Genomic DNA, 20,512 nt, shown 5'->3' on the forward strand with positions numbered 1-20,512 from the left:
ATACCGATAAACTTGACAGGTAGTCCGACGACGAAAAGGAGCCCGCGATGGCAGCCATGAAGCCGCGAACCGGTGACGGACCGATGGAGGCCGTGAAGGAGGGGCGCCTCATCATCGTCCGTGTCCCCCTCGAGGGCGGCGGACGACTCGTCGTCTCGGTCAATGACGAAGAGGCCAAGGAACTTCACGGCGTGCTCGGCGACGTGGTCGGCGCAGCCTGACGATCTCCCACGGTGAAAAGGGTCGGTCTTCGGACCGACCCTTTTCCGTGTCCGGGGTGCGCCGATGGGCCCTCCCCGCGGAGGATCAGCGCAGTTCGGAGGCGACGGTCGTCAGCTGCAGGAGACCCTCGCCCACGATGGAGAGCGCACCGAGCACCGCCGGCGAGGCCTGGGTCTCCTTGATCAGCGTGCGAAAAGCCGTCGTCACGGGATCGCGCCGCACCGGGTCGGCGATCGCGCCGCCGGCGAGCACCCGAGGAATGAGCACGGTTCCGCCGGCGCGCACGAGGCGCAGGCCGTGTTCGACGTGGTCGATGACGCTCTCCGGATCGGCATCCACGAGGACGATGTCGTAAGACGCCTCGTTCATCCGGGGCAGCACGTCGCTGGCGAGGCCCGTGATGAAACGGGCGCGAGCGGGCAGTACTTTCGCGTCGGCGAATGCCGTGCGCGCCGCAGCCAGGTGCTCGGGCTCCTTGTCGATGGTGGTGAGAGTCGCGCGGGGTGCGCCGTGCAGCAGCCAGAGGCCGGACACCCCCGCACCCGTGCCGATCTCCACGACGTTCAAGGCCGCCGTCGCTGCGGCGATCACCGCGATCTGGGCTCCCACCGCCGGGCTGATCGGGGCCGCGCCGAGTTCGAGCGCATGCGCGCGGGCACGCTCGATCGCCTCGGGTTCGACGGTGACGTCGTCGACATACCTGCGGATCGCGTCCTGATCGGCCATGTGTTGTTCCTCCACTGCCCAGCGTACGGGGCGGTCGGCGTCGTATCCGACAGGCGCACGGGTAACCTGGAGGCATGTTCTTCGGCCTCGACCCGGACAAGCTCGTCCTGCTCCTGATCGTGGCCGCCCTCCTGGTCGGACCCGAGCGCCTCCCGCAGTACGCGGAGACCCTGGCGAAGTTCACGGTGCGCGCACGCGAGTGGCTGAGTGGTGCGAAGACGCGCGTGAAGGAGGAGCTCGGCGACGATTTCGACGACGTGGAGTGGCGTCGCCTCGACCCGCGTCAGTACGACCCGCGTCGCATCATCCGCGACGCCCTCCTCGATGACGCGCCGGTTCCCACGGTTCGTGCCGCAGCGGTCGGAACAGCGATCGCCGCCACAGCCACGGCGTCGCCGCTGTCGACGTTCGATCCGGACGGTGTGGTCCCGTTCGACGACGAGGCCACCTAAGCGCGGAGCGTCAGCGCGGCGTGACCGGCAGCGACCTGCCGGCAAGGCCGCGGGGTGTCGCCGCGATCCGCTCGGCCAGCGCGGCGATCGCCCGTGCGGCGGCATCCTCGGGTCGTGAAACGACCACCGGAGCTCCCTCGTCGCCGCCGCGCCGCAGATCGACGCTGAGCGGAACGGAGGCGAGCAGCGGAACGACATGATCTGCCGAGGACAGGGACGCCGCCACCGCGTCACCACCACCGGCCCCGAATAGATCCAGGGTGCTGCCGTCGGGAAGCGTCATCGCCCCCATGTTCTCGACGACGCCGATCACCCGCTGACCGGTCTGCGCCGCCACGAGCCCGCTGCGCACGGCGACGTCGGATGCCGCGGTCTGCGGTGTCGTGACGACGAGCACGTCGGCGTGCGGCAGGAGCTGCCCAACGGAGATCGCCACGTCGCCCGTTCCGGGGGGCATGTCGATGAGGAGCACGTCGAGGTCGCCGAAGAATACATCGGTCAGAAACTGCTGCACCGTGCGGTGCAGCATCGGGCCGCGCCAAGCCACGGCCGCGGAGACGGGCTGGTCTCGCGGGAGGAACATCCCGATCGAGATCGCCTTCACCCCGAACGCGACGGGCGGCAGCATGAGGTCGTCGATGCGGGTGGGTGCGGGTGGGCGGCCCTCGGCATCCACGAGACCGAGCAGTCCAGGGATCGAGAAGCCGTGCACGTCGGCGTCGATCAGCCCGACGGCGAGCCCACGCTGGGCCAGGGCGACGGCGAGGTTCGCGGTGATGCTGGACTTGCCGACACCGCCCTTGCCGCTCGTGACCGCGATGACGCGCGTCAGGGCATCGGGACCGAACGGCATGGTCCGCGCGGCACGGCCTCCGCGCAGCCGAGCGGTCAGCGCCTGGCGCTCTGGCGGCGACATCACCCCGACGACGACTTCGACATCGGAGATGCCCGGCGCGGTGGATGCCGCCGCGCGCACGTCCCGCTCAATGCGGTCGGCGGCGGGACATCCCACGATCGTCAGGGCGATCTCCACACGGGCGCGCGCGCCGCTCACACCGACGCTGCGGATCATGTCGAGTTCGGCGAGCGGACGGCGAAGCTCCGGGTCGATGACCGCGCCGACGGCCCGCCGGACGGCATCCGTCCGCGCATCACCCTCGGCACCGGTGGCGTCGCCGGCGCCTGCGAGAGCAGACGTCACGGCTGGTCGGCCTTTTCGCCGCGGTGGTCACGGTCCCGGGAGTCCTCCAATGACTCGAGCAGAGCCTTCAACTCCTGGCGCAGCACGTCGCGGGTGACGACGTGTTCGGAGACGTCCGTCATCGCCATGCGCAGCGCGACGACCTCGCGGGCGAGGTATTCGGTGTCGGCGAGGTTGCGCTCTGCGCGCTGACGATCCTGCTCGATCTGCACGCGGTCGCGGTCGTCCTGCCGGTTCTGGGCGAGAAGGATCAGCGGCGCGGCGTACGAAGCCTGCAGCGAGAGGATCAGGGTCAGCAGCGTGAAGTTGTTCTCCGCCGCGTCGAACTGCATCTCGCGCGGCATTGCGGTGTTCCACCAGAGCCACACCGCAACGAATACGGTCATGCCGATGAGGAAGCCGGAGGTCCCCATCGCGCGGGCGAAGGCTTCGGAGAAGCGGCCGAACCGGTCGCGAGATGGCTGCGGGCTGCGGCTGAGCATGCCCGCGCGCCCGCGCGGCGCGTCCAGCGAGAAGGTGCGGCGGTCCTTCGCCATCAGAGCCTCCTCGGGAGCGTCGCGGTGGTCGCGGGGGTGGTCAGCGCATCATCGTCGCCGTCGTGAGAGCGCCAGTCCTCGGGCAGCAGGTAGTCCAGCACGTCGTCGACGCTGACCGCTCCGACGAGGCGGTGCGCCGCGTCGACGACGGGGAGGGAGACGAGGTTGTAGCTCGCGAGCAGGCGTGCCACTTCGGCGGCGGATGCCGTGACGGGCACCGGGTCGAGCGTGTCATCGATGATCGCGCCGAGTCGCTCGTGCGGTGGATATCGCAGCATCCTTTGGAAGTGCACGGTGCCCAGCAGTCGCCCCGTCGGAGTCTCATACGGGGGGAGCGTCACGAAGACCGCCGCGGCCAGGGCGGGGTGCAGCTCGTGGCGGCGGATCAGCGCGAGCGCTTCGGCGACGGTCGCGTCGGCCGACAGGACGATCGGCTCGCTCGTCATCAGACCGCCCGCGGTGTCGGGGCCGTACTTGAGGAGAGCACGGACGTCTTCCGCCTCCTCGGGCTCCATCAGCTCGAGGAGCTCTTCACGCTGCTCCTCCGGCAACTGCGCCAGAACGTCGGCGGCGTCGTCGGGCTCCATCTGATCGAGGATGTCGGCGGCGCGCTCATCGCCGAGGGCTTCGAGGATATGCACCTGGTCGTCTTCGGGCATCTCCTCCAGTGCGTCGGCGAGACGGTCGTCGGAGAGCTCCTCCGCGACTTCGAGGAGGCGTTCGTCGGGCAGGTCGAGCAGGGTGTTGGCGAGGTCGGCCGGCTTGAGCTCGGAGAAGGTCGCCACCAGCTGCTCGGCCGACTGCGCCTGCCCGGGTACAGCCTGTTCGCGCACATCGCCCCAGCTCGCGAACGTCGTCGGTCCCTTCGCGAACGGGGAGGCGCTCGTCTTGGGCTTGCGGAGGAAGAGCTGACCGATGTCCCACTCGCCGAGACGGTTGCGCTCGATCGCGACGTCCTCGATCACGGCGTGTCCCGACGCGTCGGTGAAGTACACGCGACGACCGAGAAGCTCGCTCATGACGCGCACCTCGCCGCCGCGCTGCTGGAAGCGTCGAACGTTGATGAGTCCGGTCGTGATGACCTGGCCGGACTGGATCGAGGTGACGCGCCCGATCGACAGGAAGACGTGGCGACGCCCCGGGATCTCGACGACCAGGCCCACCACACGCGGCGGGTCGTCTTTTCGGTAGATGACGACCACGTCACGGACTTTGCCGAGCCGGTCGCCCGCGGGGTCGAAGACGGTGCAGCCCACCAGGCGCGCCACGAAAACCCTCTGCGTACTCACCTGACCAGCGTAGTCCGCGCCCATGGGGAACCGGGGCCACACGCACGATGCGCCGCGGCGGATGCACAGGGTGCGCATGCCAAGATGGTCGGGTGAGCATGTTGGGCGGAATACCCCAGGAACACGGCGAGAAGATCGCCGACTTCGCGACGTACCCGGCGGCGCAGAAGGCGGTGTCTCAGCTCGTGGAGGCGGATATCCCCGCCCGCGACATCGCGATCGTCGGCCATGGCCTGCGCTCCGTGGAGACCGTCACGGGGCGACTCGGGTACGCGGCGGCCGCGCGCTCGGGAGCAGTGAACGGCATCCTTCTGGGTCTGCTCTTCTCTGCCATCTTCGTGCTGGGTACGCCGAACGCGGCGATCCAGCTCTTCATCGGCGTCATGCTGGTGGGTATCGCACTGGGCATGCTGATGAGCATCATCACCTACTCGATCGTCCGCCGCCGGCGCGACTACACGTCGATCACGCAGGTGCTGGCCGACCGCTACGAGGTGACGGTTCTCCCGCGCAGCATCCACCGCGCCCGCGAAGTCGTCGGCAAGACGGTGACGCCTGCCGCCGCGCACCGCCCACCCGCGGCGCCGGTCCCCGCACCCACGCCCGACACGAGCACGCCTCCGCAGTACGGTGAGCGCGTCGATCCGCCGCAGTACGGCGAACGCCTGGCACCGCCCGCGACCACTCCGGCCGAACCGGCGACCCCTCCGACGGACGATGCCGCTGTCGGAGACGGCGGCGAACAGGGACCGACGCCGCCGGAGCGGTGATGGAGGTCGCGCTGCCGACAGGCGCCGTCGAGGTCTCGACGTCGCTGGACAAGGCGCTCGACCCGTGGGCCGTGATGGCGCTCGCTCACGGTGCGGGGGCCGGCATGGACCACCCGTTCTTGCTCGGCTTGGCCGCAGCCTGCGCACGCCAGGGCGTGAGCGTGATGCGCTTCGCGTTCCCGTACGCGCAAGCGGGCCGGAAGATGCCGGGCCCCGCCTCGCACGCGATCGCGACCTGGGCCGCCGTCGAGGCGGCAGCGCGCCAGGCGGTTGCCGGTGTGCCGTTCGTCGCGGCGGGCAAGTCCTACGGCGGACGCATGGCGTCGATGGCTGCCGCCGACGGAGCGATCGCGCCCGCGGCGCTGGTGTACCTCGGGTATCCGCTGCATCCGCCCGGCGCACCGGAGAAGCTCCGCGCCGACCACCTTCCGCAGATCACCGTCGCCCAGCTGTTCGTCGAAGGCACGAACGACCCGTTCATCCAGCCTCGGGCGCAGTACGATCAGGCCCTCAGCGGATGCCGAGACGCCAGCACCGTGTGGATCGACGGCGGCACCCACTCCTTCGAGGTCAAGGGCCGCCGCCGACCCGCCGACCAGATCGGTGCCGAGCTCGCGGACCTGATCGTCCCGTGGCTCCGTCAGCGCTTCTGAACGCCCTCAGCTGGTGACGGTACGCCCCGCGACCCAGGCCTCGACCTCGTCGGCGGTGCGCGGAATGCCCGCAGACAGGTTCACCGGGCCGTCGGCAGTCATGAGGATGTCGTCCTCGATGCGCACGCCGATACCGCGGAACTCTTCCGGAACGGTCAGATCGTCGATCTGGAAGTAGAGCCCCGGCTCGATCGTGAAGACCATTCCCGGCTCCAGAATCCCGTCGTAGTACATCTCGCGGCGCGCCTGGGCGCAATCGTGCACGTCGAGCCCCAGGTGATGACTCGTGCCGTGGACCATGTAGCGGCGGTGCTGACCGCCGTTGTCGGCATCGAGCGCTTCCTCTGCGGTGACCGGCAGCAGGCCCCACGCGGCCACGCGCTCCGCGATGACACGCATGGCCGCTTCGTGAACCGAACGGAACGTCACCCCGGGCCGTGCCGCCGCGAAAGCGGCGTCGGCCGCCTCCCGAACGGTCTCGTAGATCATGCGCTGGACGGGGGAGAAGGTGCCGCTGACCGGAATCGTGCGGGTGATATCGGCGGTGTAGAGGCTGTCGACCTCGGCGCCGGCGTCGATGAGAATGAGGTCGCCAGGAAGGACGGCGCCGTCGTTGCGCGTCCAGTGCAGGTAGCAGGCGTGCGGACCGGATGCCGCGATCGTGTCGTACCCCTCGCCGTTGCCCTCGATACGGGCGCGATGGTGGAAGATGCCCTCCACCGCACGCTCGCCGCGCGGGGTCTGGATGATCCGCGGGAGATCGGCGACGATGTCGTCGAAGCCGCGAGCGGTGACCTCGACGGCGAGGCGCAGCTGGGCGATCTCGTAGTCGTCCTTGACGAGCCGCAGCTCGGAGACGACGCGCGTCAGTTCCGGGTCCTCGTCCAGAACGAGGTCACTCTCTGTCGCCGCGAAGTCTTCGAGCGGGGCGGTGGTCAGTCCCAGCTCGCCGGCGACGCCCGCCAGGGCCGGGCGCGGCCCGATCCAGAACTCGCCGATGGTCGCGTCGCTGTAGAACTCGGCCGTGGTCCGGTCGGCGCGCTCGCGCAGGTAGAGCGTCACGTCGTGGCCGTCGCCGCTCTCACGCGGATCGAAGACGAGGACCGAGTCGGGCACGCTGTCGCTCGCCCAGCCGGTGAGGTGGGCGAACGCCGAGTGCGCGCGGAACGGGTAGTCGGTGTCGTTGGATCGCTGCTTGTATGTTCCTGCCGGCAGCACGAGGCGCTGCCCGGGGAAGGCTGCCGAGACGGCCGCACGCCGCGCCGCCGTGTACGGGACCTGCGGTCGCGGCGAGGGTGTGAGTTCGGGCCGTTCGGCCCAGCCGGTCGAGATGGCGTCGAGGAAGCCGCGCGGGAACGGCTGCTTGCGGTTGGCGTTCTCAACGGGTGCGCCGGCGGTGTCGGTCGTGGCGATCGTGTCGCTCTCGCTCGTGCTCATGGGACAAGTCTCGCACCTCCTCCCTTCGTCGGAGGGCGGCCGGCGGCCCCGGGGTCTACCCTTCGGCCTCGTACTGCACGACGAGCGGACGGTGGTCGCTGCCACTCCCATCCAGCGAGCCGAGCACGACCGATCCGGTCGGCTTCCAGTTCGCCGTCGCCATGATGTGATCGATCGGGGTGCCGATCAGTGGGGGCAGCGACGTGGACCACGTTCCCACCGCGCCGGAACCGGTGCGTGCCGCGGCATCCGTGCATCGGCCCAGGTCGCCGCCGTCGACGCCGAGACGGGCCATGTTGTCGACCGTGGCGTTGAAGTCTCCGGCCATGATCACGTCATCGCTCGCGCACTGATTGGCGATCCAGGTCAGGTCGCTGCGCCAGTCCGACATGCGGTCCTGACGCGGCGCGACCGCGTGGACGGCGACGATCGTGGGTCCGCTGCCGTCGATGGGCATCGCGACGACGCTGGGGACGGCCGAGGTGTTGGTCGCGCCGTCGGAGGTGGACGCCACGACGGCGTAGTCGCCGAGGGTGGGGGAGATGAGCAGGGTCGTCGAGTTCGCGGCCCAGTCCGGATATCCAGGACGCTCACCGTAGTTCTCGTGATGCGCCCACATCGGTGCGCCCATCTCGCGCATCGCGATCGCCACGGCTTCACCGGTCTCGATGGTCGTCTCCGGTAGAGCGACGACGTCGGCCTTCATCGCCACAGCGGTTCGGGCGATGAGGTCGGCATCGGTGGCGGCGCCGGCGGTGTTCCAGGTCATCACGCGGATGCTGGAATCCGTCGCCGGCGGCAGGCTTCCGGTCCCCACCCCGCGCACGAGGAGGACGCCGCCGTTCGCGAGGGCACCGAGCAGGGCGATGACGGCGATCGCGCCCGCGAACGCGCGGAGCGGGCGGGCGAGGGCGAGAAGCAGACCGAGCACGAAGAGAGCCCCGAGCACCAGGACGACGACAGGGCGCAGGGACACGATCTGGGCGAACGGGAATGTCTGCTCGAGGCGGAAGAACTGTGGCCACGTGACGACCGCCGTGGCGATCGCGGCGGCCACCGTCACGAGGATTCCGAGCAGGCGCAGCACGTGGGGGACTCTACGCCAGTGCTCCTGGGAGTTCCCGGACCGTGAATGCCGCAGGCGGGAGCCCCGCACGAGCCGGCGGTACGCTCGGGGGATGGTCGTGTCGTCGGGTCAGGAGAGGGTGCCGCGGTTTCGCGGGCCCAGCGACCTGCACCTGCACTCCGACCAGTCGGACGGTACCGAGACTCCGGCGCGGGTGATGGTCGCCGCTCACGCCGTGGGTCTGCACACCGCGGCGCTGACCGACCACGACACCACGTCGGGCTGGTCAGAGGCGGCAGAGGCGGCGGCGTCGCTCGGGATGACGTTGATTCCGGGGATGGAGCTGTCGGCTCGTCATGAGTGGCGCAGCGTCCATGTGCTCGCCTACCTGTTCGACCCGGAGCATGCGGTGCTGCGCGCACTCACCGACCGGATACGCCACTCGCGTCTGACCCGCGCCCAAACGATGGCGGAGCGGATCGGCCGTGACTACGACCTCACCTGGGACGACATTCTCGCCCAGACGACGGTGGGGGCGACCGTGGGGCGCCCGCACCTGGCCGACGCGCTCATCGCGCGCGGCTACGTCCGCGATCGGGGGGAGGCATTCGCCGGCATCCTGCACCCCGGCAGTGACTACTACGTCGACCTGTATGCGCCGGATCCGGTGACCGCGGTGTCCGCTGTCGTGGATGCCGGAGGTGTGCCGATCATCGCTCATCCGGCCGGCCGCGGTGGCCTGCTCCCCGCCCAGCTCCTGGGTCGCATGCTCGACGCCGGGCTCGCGGGATTTGAACTCGGTCATCGGGAGAATCGCGAGCCGGCTCTCGGGGCGCTGCGCGCGCTCGCGGCGGAGAGGGATCTCATCGTGACCGGCTCCAGCGACTATCACGGGTTGGGAAAGCCGAACCAGCCGGGCGAGTTCACGACCGCCGACGAGATGGTGCAGCGCATCGTCGGGAGGGCGACGGGCAGCGCCCCCGTCTTCGCCTGACGGCGCGATGCGGCATTCCACCCCGCTCGAGCGGCTGTGGTGGCGGCGCCGGGCCGGGACGCGCGAACTCCGCAGATGGTGACGAACTCCGCATCGGATCGCCGATGTGAATGCGGAGGACGTGCGATTCTGCGGAGTTCGTGCGGCGTGAGCGTCCGTCGCGGTGCCCGAGGCGATGCGATCAGCGCGTAAGGTCAGGCTCCCGCGACAGGGGGAGCGGCGGGTGCGCCGCCGCCCGAGCCGCGGCGACGACGGCGGCGACGCGCGGGCGCGGCGTTGCCGTCGCGGTGCTCCTTGCCGGCGCCGTCGTGGGTTCCTGCGCCCTCGGCGGCAGCGGCAGCATCGCCGGTGTGCGCCGTCTCGGCATCGGCGCCCGCCGATGCACCCTCGGCGAACGTCGATCCGACCGCTGACGATCCGGAGCGACGGCGACGGCGACGACGCGTGCCGGCCTCCGCGGTCCCGTCGGCCGCGGCATCCACCGCCCGCTCGGGTGCCGGGCGCTGCGTGCGCACCGACTCCGTCTTGGGCGCCTTGGCGATGCGGCCCTTGGTGCCCGCCGGGATGTCCAGGTCGGTGAACAGGTGCGGGCTGGAGGAGTACGTCTCGACGGGTTCGGGCTGCCCGAACTCGAGGGCGCGGTTGATGAGCGCCCACTTGTGCAGGTCGTCCCAGTCGACGAACGTGACGGCGATACCCGTCTTGCCGGCACGGCCGGTGCGCCCGGCGCGGTGCAGGTAGGTCTTCTCGTCGTCCGGGATCGTGTGGTTGATGACGTGGGTCACATCGTCGACGTCGATTCCGCGCGCCGCGACGTCCGTCGCGATGAGCACGTCCTTCTTGCCGGCCTTGAACGCGGCCATCGACCGCTCGCGCGCCTCCTGGCTCATGTCGCCGTGCACCGCGCCCGCGTTGAACCCGCGGTCGTTCAGCTCGTCCACCAGCTTCTGAGCGGCGCGCTTGGTGCGGGTGAAGACGACCGTCTTGCCGCGACCCTCTGCCTGCAGGATGCGGGCGATCACCTCATCCTTGTCGAGCGAATGCGCCCGGTAGACGAGGTGCTTGATGTTGGCCTGCGTCAGACCCTCGTCGGGATCGGTCGCCCGGATGTGGATCGGGTTGCTCATGAACCGGCGCGCGAGAGCGACGATCGGGCCGGGCATCGTCGCGGAGAACAGCTGGGTGTGACGCACCGGCGCGACCTTCTGGAAGATCTTCTCGATGTCGGCGAGGAAGCCGAGATCGAGCATCTTGTCGGCCTCATCGAGCACGACCTCCACCGCGCCGCTCAGATCGAGCAGGCGCTGGTTGTTGAGGTCGATGAGGCGACCGGGGGTGCCGACGACGATCTGCGCGCCGGCCTTCAGCTGGTCGATCTGACCTTCGTACGCCTTGCCGCCGTAGATGGCGACCACGCTCGTCGAGCGGTTCTGGGTGAGCATGTCCATGTCTTCGTAGACCTGGACGGCCAGCTCACGGGTGGGCACGACGATGAGCGCCTTCACCCCGGGTGCTGGGTCGAGGCCGAGACGCTGGACCACGGGAATGCCGAAACCGAAGGTCTTGCCCGTGCCCGTCTTGGCCTGACCGATGATGTCCTGGCCGGGCAGCCCCAGAGGAATCGTCTGCTCCTGAATGGGGAAGGCGTCCACGATGCCCTTGGAGGCGAGGGCCTCCACGATGTCGGGATCGATTCCGAGTTCAGCGAATGTCGTCACAGTACGTGCCTGTCTGGCGGTGAGAAGCCGCCGGTGAGGAAGTCCACGCCTTCTACTCATCCGCAGGCGCGGGGGTCTCGATCCATCGCCGAGACCTGACCAGCCTACCGGAGGGTGTCGTGACTACCTCGGAAGCGGCGGGTCGCATCTAGGCTGGGGGCGTGGTGACCTGGCCCTGGCAGCGCGATCGCACCGTCGCACGTACGCTGCGCGTGCGCTCTCGCGGCGACTTCGGCGACGTTCGGCGCGTCGACTTCGAAGAGCTGGCTCCCGACATCGACACCTTCCTCGGGCAAGCTGCGTACCTGCAGCTCGGCTACTTCGAGACGCTCAGCGAGCTGATCGCACCGACCCCCGAGCTGACGCAGAAGGAGTCGATCTCGGTGGCGGCCGGGGCGGCGCTGCACAAGCACCGCGCGATCCTCGCGCTGATCCGCGAACGCGGCGACGATCCCCTCGACCTCATGCTGCCCTTCCGTGAGCCCCTCGACGCGTTTCGTCGGTCGACGCACGGTGCACGCTCGCTCGAGACGATGCTCTCGGTGCACATCACGGCGGGCATGCTCGACGACTTCTACCTCGCGCTGTCTTCCAGCTACGGCGTGACCGGGCGCCGGGTCGCGGACATCCTGCGCGGCGACGACGACCGGCAAGCCCTCGTCGACATCATCACCGACGCGATCGCCGCCGACGAGCAGTGGAAGTCGCTGCTCGCGCTGTGGGGTCGTCGCCTCGTGGGCGACACGCTCCTCATCGCGCGCGCCGCCCTTCGTCCTCAGACCCTGGATGCCGCGGAGGAGCGCAAGGTCGAGCCGGTGTTCACCGACCTGCTCGGCGCCCATTCACGCCGCATGTCGGCGATGGGCCTGGACGCCTGACGGTCAGCCGCGCGCGGCGCAGCAGCGAGCTCAGGAGATCTTCAGTCGTAGCCGCTCTCGCGCATCGTGGTTCGCACGCGCGCGCGTGAGGACGGCCAGAACCGCGGGTACGGCGATCGCGGGGACGGCGATCGAGAGGATCCACAGCCACGGGTCGAGTGTCGTCTGACCGGCCCAGGTGAGGGTCATCCAGACCAGGCCACCCAGGACAGCACCGAGCACCGGTGCCACGGCGCTACCGCGCGCGGTGCGTCCGGGCATCAGATAGTGCATCACTGCGCCGTAGGCGCCGCCGAAGATGAAGGCGAGGAGGATGTCCACGGTCGTCCTCCGGCGCTCAGGCGACGAAGCCGACGCGGCGGGACTCCTCCGTGCCGACCTCGATGAACGTGATGCCGGTCGTCGGGACGATGTAGGTGTTGCCCTTGACGTCGGTGAAGGTGACGAAGGACTCCGAGGCCTCGAGAGCCTTCTGGATCGTGCTCGTCACGGCATCCGCCGACTGGGCCGACTCGAAGCTGAGCTCTCGAGCGGTGTTCGCGATGCCGATGCGGATCTCCACGGTGACTGCCTCACTTCTGTTCATGACCCCGCCGCCGTCGGCGTGCGGAGCGGACCGGTAAGCCGGCCGCACCTCGACTCTACGACACCGGATCGGGAGCGGGATCGCGCCGGAGGCGCTGCGCCGCTCGCTGTGCGCGAACGCTCGTGTCGGCGCCTCCGGCTAGCGTGAGAGGCATGGATCGTGTGACGTGGGATGCCGCTCAGCGTGCCGTCATCGACCTTCCCGCCGACGCGTCGGGCGTCGTGGTCGGCGCGCCAGGATCGGGCAAGACCACGACCGCGATCGCACGGGTCGGCGCGCTCGTTCGGCCGTCGGCGGACGAAGCGCACGGCATCCTGCAGCCGGACGAGGTGCTCGTGCTGACGCCATCGCGCGCCTCCGCGACTGCGCTGCGAGACCGCCTCGCCCTCGCCGTCGGCGTCGCCACACCCGGCGCGTTGGCGCGCTCGATCGTGGCGTTCGGCTACCAGATCGTCCGCGCCGAGGCCGTCCATCGTGGCGAGCCGGTGCCCCAGTTGCTGACCGGTCCGGACGAGGACCAGGTGATCGCCGATCTGCTGGCCGGAGACGCCGAGGATGAGATCGACGGGATCGTGCGGTGGCCGCTCTCGCTGCCGGCGGCCGTGCGCTCCACGCGCACGTTCCGCGGCGAGTTGCGCGCTCTGCTCGCCGAGTGCGCGCAGCTCGGAGTCTCCGCCGATCACCTGGCGGATCTTGCGGCGCGGCACGGCGTCGCGGAGTGGGCGGCGGCGGCATCCTTCTCGCGGGAGTACCTGTATGCGCGCGACCGCATGCGCGGAGCCCATCGCGACGCCGCGGGCCTCGTCCGTGAGGCGCTGGGCCTCGTCCGCACGCTTCCGGCCGGCGCGCCGGGGCTCGCCGCGTTGGAGCGACTGCGGGCGATCGTCGTGGACGACGCCCAGGAGCTGACTCTCGGCGGTGTGGAACTGCTGGAGGCCTGCCGCGCGCGGGGCGTGGCGGTGCTCGCCTTCGGTGATCCGGATGTCGGTTCGGGAAGCTTCCGCGGCGCCAGCCCGGAGAACTTCTCGCGCCTGGCAGCCGCCGGGCCCGTGTACGTCCTCGACCACATGCACCGCGGCTCCGAGGCCCAGCGACGTCTGATCGCCGCGGTCACGGCCCGGATCGGTGCCGCCGGGGTCGTCGCGCACCGCCTGCGCCCTCTCGCCTCCGGTGATGCTCCGGAGGACGGTGGAGACGGCAGCGTCCGCGCCGTCACGGCTCGCTCCGCGTCGGAAGAGCACGACGTCATCGCGCGCCTGCTCCGAGAGCGCCACGTCCACGACGCGGTGCCCTGGTCGGCGTGCGCCGTCATCGCCCACGACAGTCGACAGGTTGCGGCACTCGAAGCCGAGCTCGCCGCCCGCGAGGTGCCCACGCGCACCCGCGGGCAGCGACCTCTGGCTCAGGCCCGGGCAGTGGCGGATCTGCTGCGCGTCGCGCTGCTGGCCGAGCTCGAGCCCACCGCCTGGACTCTCGAGGACGCCGTCGACGCCCTCCGCGCCGGAGGGATGGATCCGGTCGAGATCCGGCGACTGCGCGCCGCCCTGCGGCTGTCGGCGCTGGCCGGTGACCCGTCGGTGGGCGAGCGGGCCCCCGACGAGCCGGTCACCTCCAGCGCCGATCTGCTCGTGTCCGCACTGGGGCATCCCGTCGCGTTCGCGCTGCTCGACACGCGAGAGGGACGCCGCGCCGAACGGATCGCGCGCACCCTCGCCGACGTTCACGCCCAATGGGACCTCGTTCATGCCGGTGGCGCCGAGGCGCCCACCGCGCACGAGATTCTGTGGAGCGCGTGGCAAGGTCTGGGCGTTGAGCGGGCATGGGTCGCCGCCGCGGAGGGCTCCGGTCCGCTCGCCGCGCAATCCGGCCGCGAGCTGGATGCGCTTGTGGCCCTCTTCCAGGCCGCCAAACGTCACGGTGAGAGAGCGGACGGCACCTCACCCGGGGCGTTTCTGCGCGGCATCCTCGATTCCGACGTCGCCGAGGACCGGCTGGCCGACGATTCGACCGCGGATGCCGTCGACATTCTCACCCCGGCCGGCGCCGTCGGCGCCGAGTACGACACCGTCGTGGTCGCCGGCGTCCAGGAGGGCGTCTGGCCGAACCTCCGCGCGCGGGGGAGCCTGTTGCAGACCTGGCGGCTGGCAGCACTCGCCGCCGGCGCAGCGCCCGATGCCACCGAGACACTCGATCGGCGACGCGGCGTGCTGCACGACGAGTTGCGGCTGTTCGCCCGCGCCTGCTCCCGTGCGCGCCGACGACTCGTCGTGACCGCGGTCGACGATGACGATACGGGGCCGAGTCCGCTCTTCGAGCTTCTTCCGCCGGCTCAGCCGGCGGCGCGCTCCGCCGCGCATCCCCTGACCCTGCGAGGACTCGTGGCGCAGCACCGGCGCACGCTTTCGGAGCGTCGAGCCGACCCGTCCGCGCAGCGCGCCGCCGCCGAGCAGTTGCGGCTGCTCGCTGCGGCCGGCGTCCCGGGCGCCGCCCCCGAAGAGTGGTACGGCATCGCGCCCGTGACATCCACGGCACCGCTGCGCGATCTCACGCGGGAGGACGTGCGCGTCTCGCCGTCGCGGCTCCAGAGCGTGGAGGAGTGCCAGCTCAACTGGCTGCTCGCCGACCTGGGGGCCGATGACGGGGGAGCTGTGGCGGGCCTCGGCACGCTGGTGCATGCGGCGATGGAACGTGCGGAGAGTTCCGACGAAGATGCGCTGTGGGCGATCGTGGACGCGCGCTGGAGCGAACTGGAGTTCGAGTCCGCCTGGCGGGAGCGTGCGGAGCGCGCACGGGCACGCGAACTCGTCCGACGACTGTCGGTGTATCTGCGGCGGTTCGAGTCCGCGGGCGGAAGCGTCATCGGTTCGGAGCCGCATTTCGAGGTTCCGGTCGCCCTCGATCCGGTCGGCAGCCACGGCGCCATCGTCAGCGGGTACATCGATCGCGTGGAGCGCACCGCCTCGGGGGAGGTGGTGATCGTCGACTTGAAGACGGGTAAGCGCGAACCGCAGACCGACGCGAAGGTGGTCGACAATCCGCAGCTCGCCGCGTATCAGCTCGCGCTCGATGAGGGCGCCATCCCCGAGGCTGCCGGTCTCACCCCCGGCGGCGCGAAGCTGCTCGTCTTGCGCCCGTCGGCGGCCACGAAGGACTACGTGGAACCCCGCCAGCCGCCGCTGGATGATGCCGCCCGCGACGCGTTCCTCGCGCGGGTGCGTGAGGCGGCGACCGTCATGAGCGGCGCGGAGTTCTCGGCGCCGTATGAGGAGCACTGTCGTGACGATCACTCCTACGGCCTCTGTCGGATCCACACGATCAACGCGGTGAGCGCCTCATGAGCATCGTCTCGCCCGCCGCACTCGCGGCCGCCCTCGGTCAGTTCCCGCCCACCGATGAACAGGCGCGCGTGATCGCCGCGCCCCTCTCGCCCGCGCTCGTCGTCGCCGGCGCCGGCAGCGGCAAGACCGAGACCATGGCGGGGCGGGTCGTCTGGCTCGTGGCGAACGGCCTCGTTCCGCGTGATGCGGTGCTCGGTCTGACGTTCACCCGCAAGGCCGCGGGCGAGCTGGCCGAGCGCGTGCATCGACGACTGCAGCGGCTCGCGGAGTTCGAACGCCGTGGGCTTGTTCCCCACCTCGAGACGCTCCATGCGCGGGGGCATCTCGACGTCCTCGGCGAGATCGAGCGCAGCGGTGCGCCGTCACCGTCCCGGTTCGCCGTCCTCGATCAGCTCGTCGCCGTCACTGGCGCCGCCGCGGTCGCGGACGACCTGTCGGCGGACGCACTGCTGGAGCGGCCGACCGTCTCCACGTACAACAGCTTCGCCGACAGCATCGTGCGTGAGCACGCCGTGAGACTCGGCCGTGACGCTGAGGCCGCGGTTCTCAGCGAGTCCGCAGCCTGGCTGCTGATGCGGCGCGTCGTGCTCGAGTCCGACGATCCGCGGCTGGAGGTGCGCGAGGAGGCGCTGCGCTCGATCATCGACGCCGCACTGCGGATCGCCCGCGACGCCGCCGACAACCGGGTCGACCTCGACGAGCTGGCGCGCTTCCCGGCGCGCTTCTCAGACGTCCTGGAACGCCCCTCGACGTCGGCCCGCGTCACCGTGTACGCCGATATCGCGAAAGCGCACGTCGCCGTGGGCGCACTCGACCTCCTCGCCGACCTGGCGCGGGAGTACGCCCGGCGAAAGCTCCGCCACGGCGTGATCGACTTCTCCGACCAGGTGGCCGGAGCCTGCGACATCATCGATGCGCACCCGGCGGTCGGCGAGGAGCTGAGGGACCGTTATCGCGTCGTGCTGCTGGACGAATACCAGGACACGTCCGTCGTGCAGACCCAGCTGCTCGCCTCCGCCTTCCGCGACGCGGCGGTGATGGCGGTCGGCGACCCCCATCAGTCCATCTACGGCTGGCGAGGGGCCAGCGCCGGCAACCTCGGCGACTTCGCGACGGCATTCAGCACCACCGGTGCGGCCGAGACCTTCGCTTTGATGACGAGCTGGCGCAACAGTGTCGACGTGTTGCGTGCGGCCGACGCCGTGCTGGCGCCCCTCGCCGAGAGCGTTCCGGTCGCCGTCGAAGGCCTGCGGCCGCGTCCGGGTGCGGGCTCGGGCGAGGTGGAGATCCACATCGACACCGACATCGACGCGGAGGCCGATGCGGTGGCGGACTGGTTCGCGCGCGTACGGCATGAGCGCGCGCGAGCGGGCGCCGCGACGACGGGGGCCGTGCTCTTTCGCAGCAAGAAGCACATGGTGCATTTCGCCGATGCCCTGGGCCGGCGCGGCATCCCGCATCGTATCCTCGGCCTCGGCGGGCTGTTGTCCACGCCGGAGGTGGTCGATGTCGTCGCGACGCTCCGGGTCATCAGCGACCCGCGTGCGGGGTCGTCGCTGATCAGGTTGCTCGCCGGCCCGCGCTGGGGGATCGGCGTGGCTGATCTGCGGGCATTGAGTGAGCTGTCCCGCAGGATCAGCCGTCACGACGCCGCGCTTCGGCCCTTGGAGCCCGACGTCGTGGCGCGGATGCGTTCGTCGGCGGGGGATGACCAGGGCTCGCTCATCGACGCCCTCGACTTCTTCCTGCGCCACGGCGTCGACCACGGTTGGCTGTCCGACTTCACGGCCGCGGCGCGGGAACGCCTGCGCGAGGCGGCCGCCGTCTTCGCCGGCCTGCGTCGGCACGCGACACTGCCGATCCCCGAACTCGTGCGGATGATCGAGCTCGAACTCCGGCTGGATATCGAGCTGGCCGCGAACGAGGCACGCGGTCCTGCGCGGGTGGCCGGCGACCAGTTGCGCGCCTTCGTCGACGAGCTGCACGGTTTTCTGGCGACCGACGAGCGCGGGTCGCTGCCCAGCCTTCTCGCCTGGCTCGACCATGCAGAGCGCCTCGATGAGTTCGCGCCGCGCACTGAGCCGCCGGAGGACGATGTCGTGCAGCTGCTCACGATCCATGGATCGAAGGGCCTCGAATGGGATGCCGTGGCCGTCGTCCGACTGGTCGAGGATGAGCTGCCGACCCGGCCCAAAGACACACGCGGATGGCTCGGGTTCGGCGTTCTTCCGTACGAGTTCCGCGGCGATGCCGACTGGCTCCCCGCCTTTCGCTGGGGTGCTGACCAGTCCCCGACGCAGCAGGATCTGTCCCGTGCGCTGGACGACTTCGTCGCGGCCGGGCGCGCGCGCCAGCGGGATGAGGAGCGTCGGCTCGCGTACGTCGCCGTGACCCGTGCGCGGGATCACCTGTTTCTGAGCGCTTCGCACTGGTCGGGGACGAAGTCGCCGCGTCGCCCGAGTGCCTTCCTGGAGGAGATGGCCGCTGCTCTGGGCCGGACGATCGTGCCCGACGTCGACCCGGGCGACAACCCCTTCGAGGGTCGCCGCCGCCTCCTGCAGTGGCCGCTCGATCCCCTCGGGGCCCGGCGCGGCATCGTCGCCGCCGCAGCCGAGGAGGTACGACGAGCTGCGCAGGCCGAGCCCACGGCTGAACTCGCCCTCCTGCTCGCCGAGCGTGCCGAGCGGGAACGCAGGGCGCGACCGGCGGCGCCGGTGCGCATCCCGGCATCCCGCTTCAAGGACTTCCTCGGCGACGCGCCGGCCCTGCGCCGTCCGCTGCCCGAGCGTCCCTATCGCCAGTCGCGGCTCGGGACGGCTTTCCACTCGTGGGTCGAGCAGCGCTCGGGCGTCGTGGGCGCCGGCACCTCGCTCGATGACGCGCTGTGGGATGAGGACGCATCCGACACCGCGGCCGTCTCCGACGGCGGTCCGGCATCGACAGAGCTCGCCGAGCTGCAGGAGCGTTTTCTGGCCTCCGAGTGGGCATCGTTGCGGCCGTTGGAAGTGGAGACGGAGATCGACGTCACGATCGACGACGCTCTCGGCGACGGTCGGGCGCACGTCGTGATCTGCAAGCTCGACGCCGTCTACCGGCGCGGCGATCGCATCGAGATCGTCGACTGGAAGACGGGCCGTGCGCCGCGCACCGCCGCCGAGCGGGAAGAGCGGATGATCCAGCTACGCCTGTACCGCGAGGCGTACCACGCGAAGCACGGCATTGCACGCGAGCAGATCGATGTGGTGCTCTTCTACGTCGCGGAAGGCCTCATCCTGCGCGATTGAGGTCGCGGCGGCGCGCGCCGGGTGTCAGGCCGTGCCGGTCCAGCGGCGCAGAGCGTTGCGCGCGGCAGTGTCGCGGTCGATGTCGTCGGCCGAGGGCTCGCCGGGGGCGTCCTGCGTGGCTGCCTCGCCCTGACCGGCCGCGGGCGCGGAGCCATCGTGAACAGGGATGTCGGAGGTGTGCACCGGAACCCGCGTCGTCGACGGATGCGCCGGCTGCGCCCACTCCGACATCTCGATCGCGACGGTGTCCAGGCGGCTCGTCTCGACCATCCCCGTCGCGTTCTCATCGGCGAGGAAGGTGGCGAGGGTCTCCGGGTCGAAGCTGTCGGTCTGCATCGAGGTGTCGGCGGCCTCGCCCGCACCGGCAGGGACACGCTGGGTCGCCGCAAGCGCCTGATCGAGCGTGACATCGTCGCGCGCCCGTACCGGTTCGTCGCGAACGTTGGCGTCGAGCGACTCCAACAGTGCCACGGCGTCGCGCACGACGTCCTGCTGCCCGGCTTCGTGACCGTGCACCAGCCACTTCGCGAACTCCAGCTCGGCATGCAGCCGGGCGCGCTCGGCGAGGAGGGCGTCGGGAGCACGGTGCGAACGGTGCGCGTACTCGTCGAGCACGTCGGCTTGAGCAGCCGGGGCCGACGCCGTCCAGCGCACGTCGATCGCCGGATCGCCGACGCCGAGTGCGCCCCAGCTCAGAAGACCGGTGACGGCGGGTGTGCCCTCGGCGTCGTCCTCGAAGACGAAGGATGCCGGGTCGACCCCGCCGAGAACGACGGTCGTCTCGAAGCGCCACAGCGGATCGGATCCGATAGCGGTGCTCCAGCGTCGCAGCAGCCCGAAGGGCAGGAGCCCGGTCGCTTCCGCCCGATCCAGGAGGCGCTCGGCGTCGTCGCGCACCTGCGCGGAGGTCCGCATGGGCAGTCCCGCGTCACGGATCACGGTCACCGGGAGATCGTGGACCGCCGCGATCGCGGCGGCCAGAGCGGTGGCGACGCCCCGCCCCGCGGGCACGTGGGCCGCATCGACCCGATAGCCCGGCAGCAGCGTCTGGACGAGGGCGCTGCGACCGTCGACCGTCGTCTGGCCCAGAACATCGGGGGCGCCGAACGGCAGCACACCCCGCACGCCGGCGGTCAGCGACGTCAGGGCACGCGCCTCGGACAGCAGATCCTGCTCCGCCTGGTCGTTGACGGGCACACGCACCACGACCCGCCGGCCGTCGTCGAGCGTGGCGATGGCGCTGTCGTAGCGGCCGGAGACGCCCTCGGTCAGCGGCGCCACACCGACCACCGCGACGCGGGGAAGGGCCGACGTGACCGACGCGGCTAGAGTGAGAGGTGAGCGTGCCATGCCCCCAGGGTA

Annotated in this window: 18 protein-coding genes; 8 read left to right on the plus strand and 10 right to left on the minus strand. The window is 70.6% G+C overall.

The features are described 5' to 3' along the window. Positions 1-47: 47 nt before the first annotated feature. Complete coding sequence (locus ABS64_RS03170; RefSeq protein WP_005053677.1) at positions 48-221, plus strand: DUF3117 domain-containing protein; 174 nt, start codon at positions 48-50, stop codon at positions 219-221. An 85-nt stretch (positions 222-306) separates the two neighbouring features. Here ABS64_RS03170 and ABS64_RS03175 read toward each other — a convergent pair whose 3' ends face one another. Then, a complete protein-coding gene (locus tag ABS64_RS03175) occupies positions 307-948 on the minus strand; it encodes a class I SAM-dependent methyltransferase (RefSeq protein WP_016464725.1) in 642 nt (213 codons plus the stop codon). Between the two features lie 74 nt (positions 949-1,022). Between ABS64_RS03175 and ABS64_RS03180 the strand changes: the two genes are divergently transcribed. Further along, complete coding sequence (locus ABS64_RS03180) at positions 1,023-1,400, plus strand: Sec-independent protein translocase TatB (RefSeq protein ID WP_288120664.1); 378 nt, start codon at positions 1,023-1,025, stop codon at positions 1,398-1,400. Between the two features lie 10 nt (positions 1,401-1,410). Here the strand turns inward: ABS64_RS03180 and ABS64_RS03185 are convergent, their stop codons facing one another. From ABS64_RS03185 to ABS64_RS03195, 3 genes are read right to left on the minus strand one after another with little or no spacing between them, the layout of a single operon-like run. After that, on the minus strand, positions 1,411-2,601 hold the full coding sequence (locus ABS64_RS03185) for a P-loop NTPase (RefSeq protein ID WP_005053669.1): 1,191 nt from the start codon (positions 2,599-2,601) through the stop codon (positions 1,411-1,413). Beyond that, positions 2,598-3,137, minus strand: coding sequence for a DUF1003 domain-containing protein (locus tag ABS64_RS03190; RefSeq protein ID WP_288120662.1), 540 nt, complete (start codon positions 3,135-3,137; stop codon positions 2,598-2,600). The genes ABS64_RS03185 and ABS64_RS03190 overlap by 4 nt, the downstream gene beginning before the upstream one ends. Beyond that, positions 3,137-4,426 carry a CBS domain-containing protein gene (locus tag ABS64_RS03195; RefSeq protein ID WP_036283619.1) on the minus strand — a complete coding sequence of 430 codons (1,290 nt, stop codon included), beginning with the start codon at positions 4,424-4,426 and terminating at the stop codon, positions 3,137-3,139. Before ABS64_RS03195 ends, ABS64_RS03190 begins: the two co-directional genes overlap by 1 nt. Before the next feature lie 98 nt (positions 4,427-4,524). Here ABS64_RS03195 and ABS64_RS03200 point away from each other — a divergent pair, with 98 nt between their 5' ends. Next, positions 4,525-5,196, plus strand: coding sequence for a general stress protein (locus ABS64_RS03200; RefSeq protein WP_036288554.1), 672 nt, complete (start codon positions 4,525-4,527; stop codon positions 5,194-5,196). Then, the gene (locus ABS64_RS03205) at positions 5,196-5,849 is read left to right on the plus strand and encodes an alpha/beta family hydrolase (protein ID WP_036288522.1); all 654 of its coding nucleotides are present in this window, start codon (positions 5,196-5,198) and stop codon (positions 5,847-5,849) included. The genes ABS64_RS03200 and ABS64_RS03205 overlap by 1 nt, the downstream gene beginning before the upstream one ends. A 6-nt stretch (positions 5,850-5,855) precedes the next feature. On the opposite strand, the gene ABS64_RS03210 is transcribed toward ABS64_RS03205, so the two are convergent. Both ABS64_RS03210 and ABS64_RS03215 read right to left on the minus strand, forming a co-directional pair. Further along, entirely contained in the window at positions 5,856-7,286 is a 1,431-nt protein-coding gene (locus ABS64_RS03210; protein ID WP_036288520.1) for an aminopeptidase P family protein, read from the minus strand. A 55-nt stretch (positions 7,287-7,341) separates the two neighbouring features. Further along, positions 7,342-8,373: an endonuclease/exonuclease/phosphatase family protein gene (locus ABS64_RS03215; RefSeq protein WP_292680795.1), complete on the minus strand. Its 1,032-nt coding sequence runs from the start codon at positions 8,371-8,373 to the stop codon at positions 7,342-7,344. A gap of 91 nt (positions 8,374-8,464) precedes the next feature. On the opposite strand from ABS64_RS03215, the gene ABS64_RS03220 reads away from it, so the two are divergent. Then, the gene (locus tag ABS64_RS03220; RefSeq protein ID WP_292680798.1) at positions 8,465-9,346 is read left to right on the plus strand and encodes a PHP domain-containing protein; all 882 of its coding nucleotides are present in this window, start codon (positions 8,465-8,467) and stop codon (positions 9,344-9,346) included. A gap of 194 nt (positions 9,347-9,540) precedes the next feature. Here ABS64_RS03220 and ABS64_RS03225 read toward each other — a convergent pair whose 3' ends face one another. After that, a complete protein-coding gene (locus tag ABS64_RS03225) occupies positions 9,541-11,064 on the minus strand; it encodes a DEAD/DEAH box helicase (RefSeq protein WP_292680801.1) in 1,524 nt (507 codons plus the stop codon). A gap of 161 nt (positions 11,065-11,225) precedes the next feature. Between ABS64_RS03225 and ABS64_RS03230 the strand changes: the two genes are divergently transcribed. Next, the gene (locus ABS64_RS03230; RefSeq protein ID WP_005053650.1) at positions 11,226-11,942 is read left to right on the plus strand and encodes a ferritin-like fold-containing protein; all 717 of its coding nucleotides are present in this window, start codon (positions 11,226-11,228) and stop codon (positions 11,940-11,942) included. A gap of 30 nt (positions 11,943-11,972) precedes the next feature. On the opposite strand, the gene ABS64_RS03235 is transcribed toward ABS64_RS03230, so the two are convergent. Continuing rightward, entirely contained in the window at positions 11,973-12,263 is a 291-nt protein-coding gene (locus ABS64_RS03235) for a hypothetical protein (protein ID WP_005053648.1), read from the minus strand. A gap of 16 nt (positions 12,264-12,279) precedes the next feature. Then, complete coding sequence (locus tag ABS64_RS03240) at positions 12,280-12,504, minus strand: DUF3107 domain-containing protein (protein WP_036283262.1); 225 nt, start codon at positions 12,502-12,504, stop codon at positions 12,280-12,282. 176 nt (positions 12,505-12,680) lie between these two features. On the opposite strand from ABS64_RS03240, the gene ABS64_RS03245 reads away from it, so the two are divergent. Next, entirely contained in the window at positions 12,681-15,866 is a 3,186-nt protein-coding gene (locus ABS64_RS03245) for an ATP-dependent DNA helicase (protein ID WP_288120650.1), read from the plus strand. Beyond that, positions 15,863-19,150, plus strand: a complete 3,288-nt coding sequence (locus ABS64_RS03250; RefSeq protein WP_292680811.1) for an ATP-dependent DNA helicase — start codon at positions 15,863-15,865, stop codon at positions 19,148-19,150. Before ABS64_RS03245 ends, ABS64_RS03250 begins: the two co-directional genes overlap by 4 nt. 24 nt (positions 19,151-19,174) lie before the next feature. On the opposite strand, the gene ABS64_RS03255 is transcribed toward ABS64_RS03250, so the two are convergent. Then, positions 19,175-20,500, minus strand: coding sequence for an aminoglycoside phosphotransferase (locus tag ABS64_RS03255; RefSeq protein WP_292680814.1), 1,326 nt, complete (start codon positions 20,498-20,500; stop codon positions 19,175-19,177). Positions 20,501-20,512 lie beyond the last annotated feature (12 nt).

This window comes from Microbacterium sp. SCN 69-37, from assembly GCF_001724435.1.
In the GTDB taxonomy this organism is placed as follows: domain Bacteria; phylum Actinomycetota; class Actinomycetes; order Actinomycetales; family Microbacteriaceae; genus Microbacterium; species Microbacterium laevaniformans.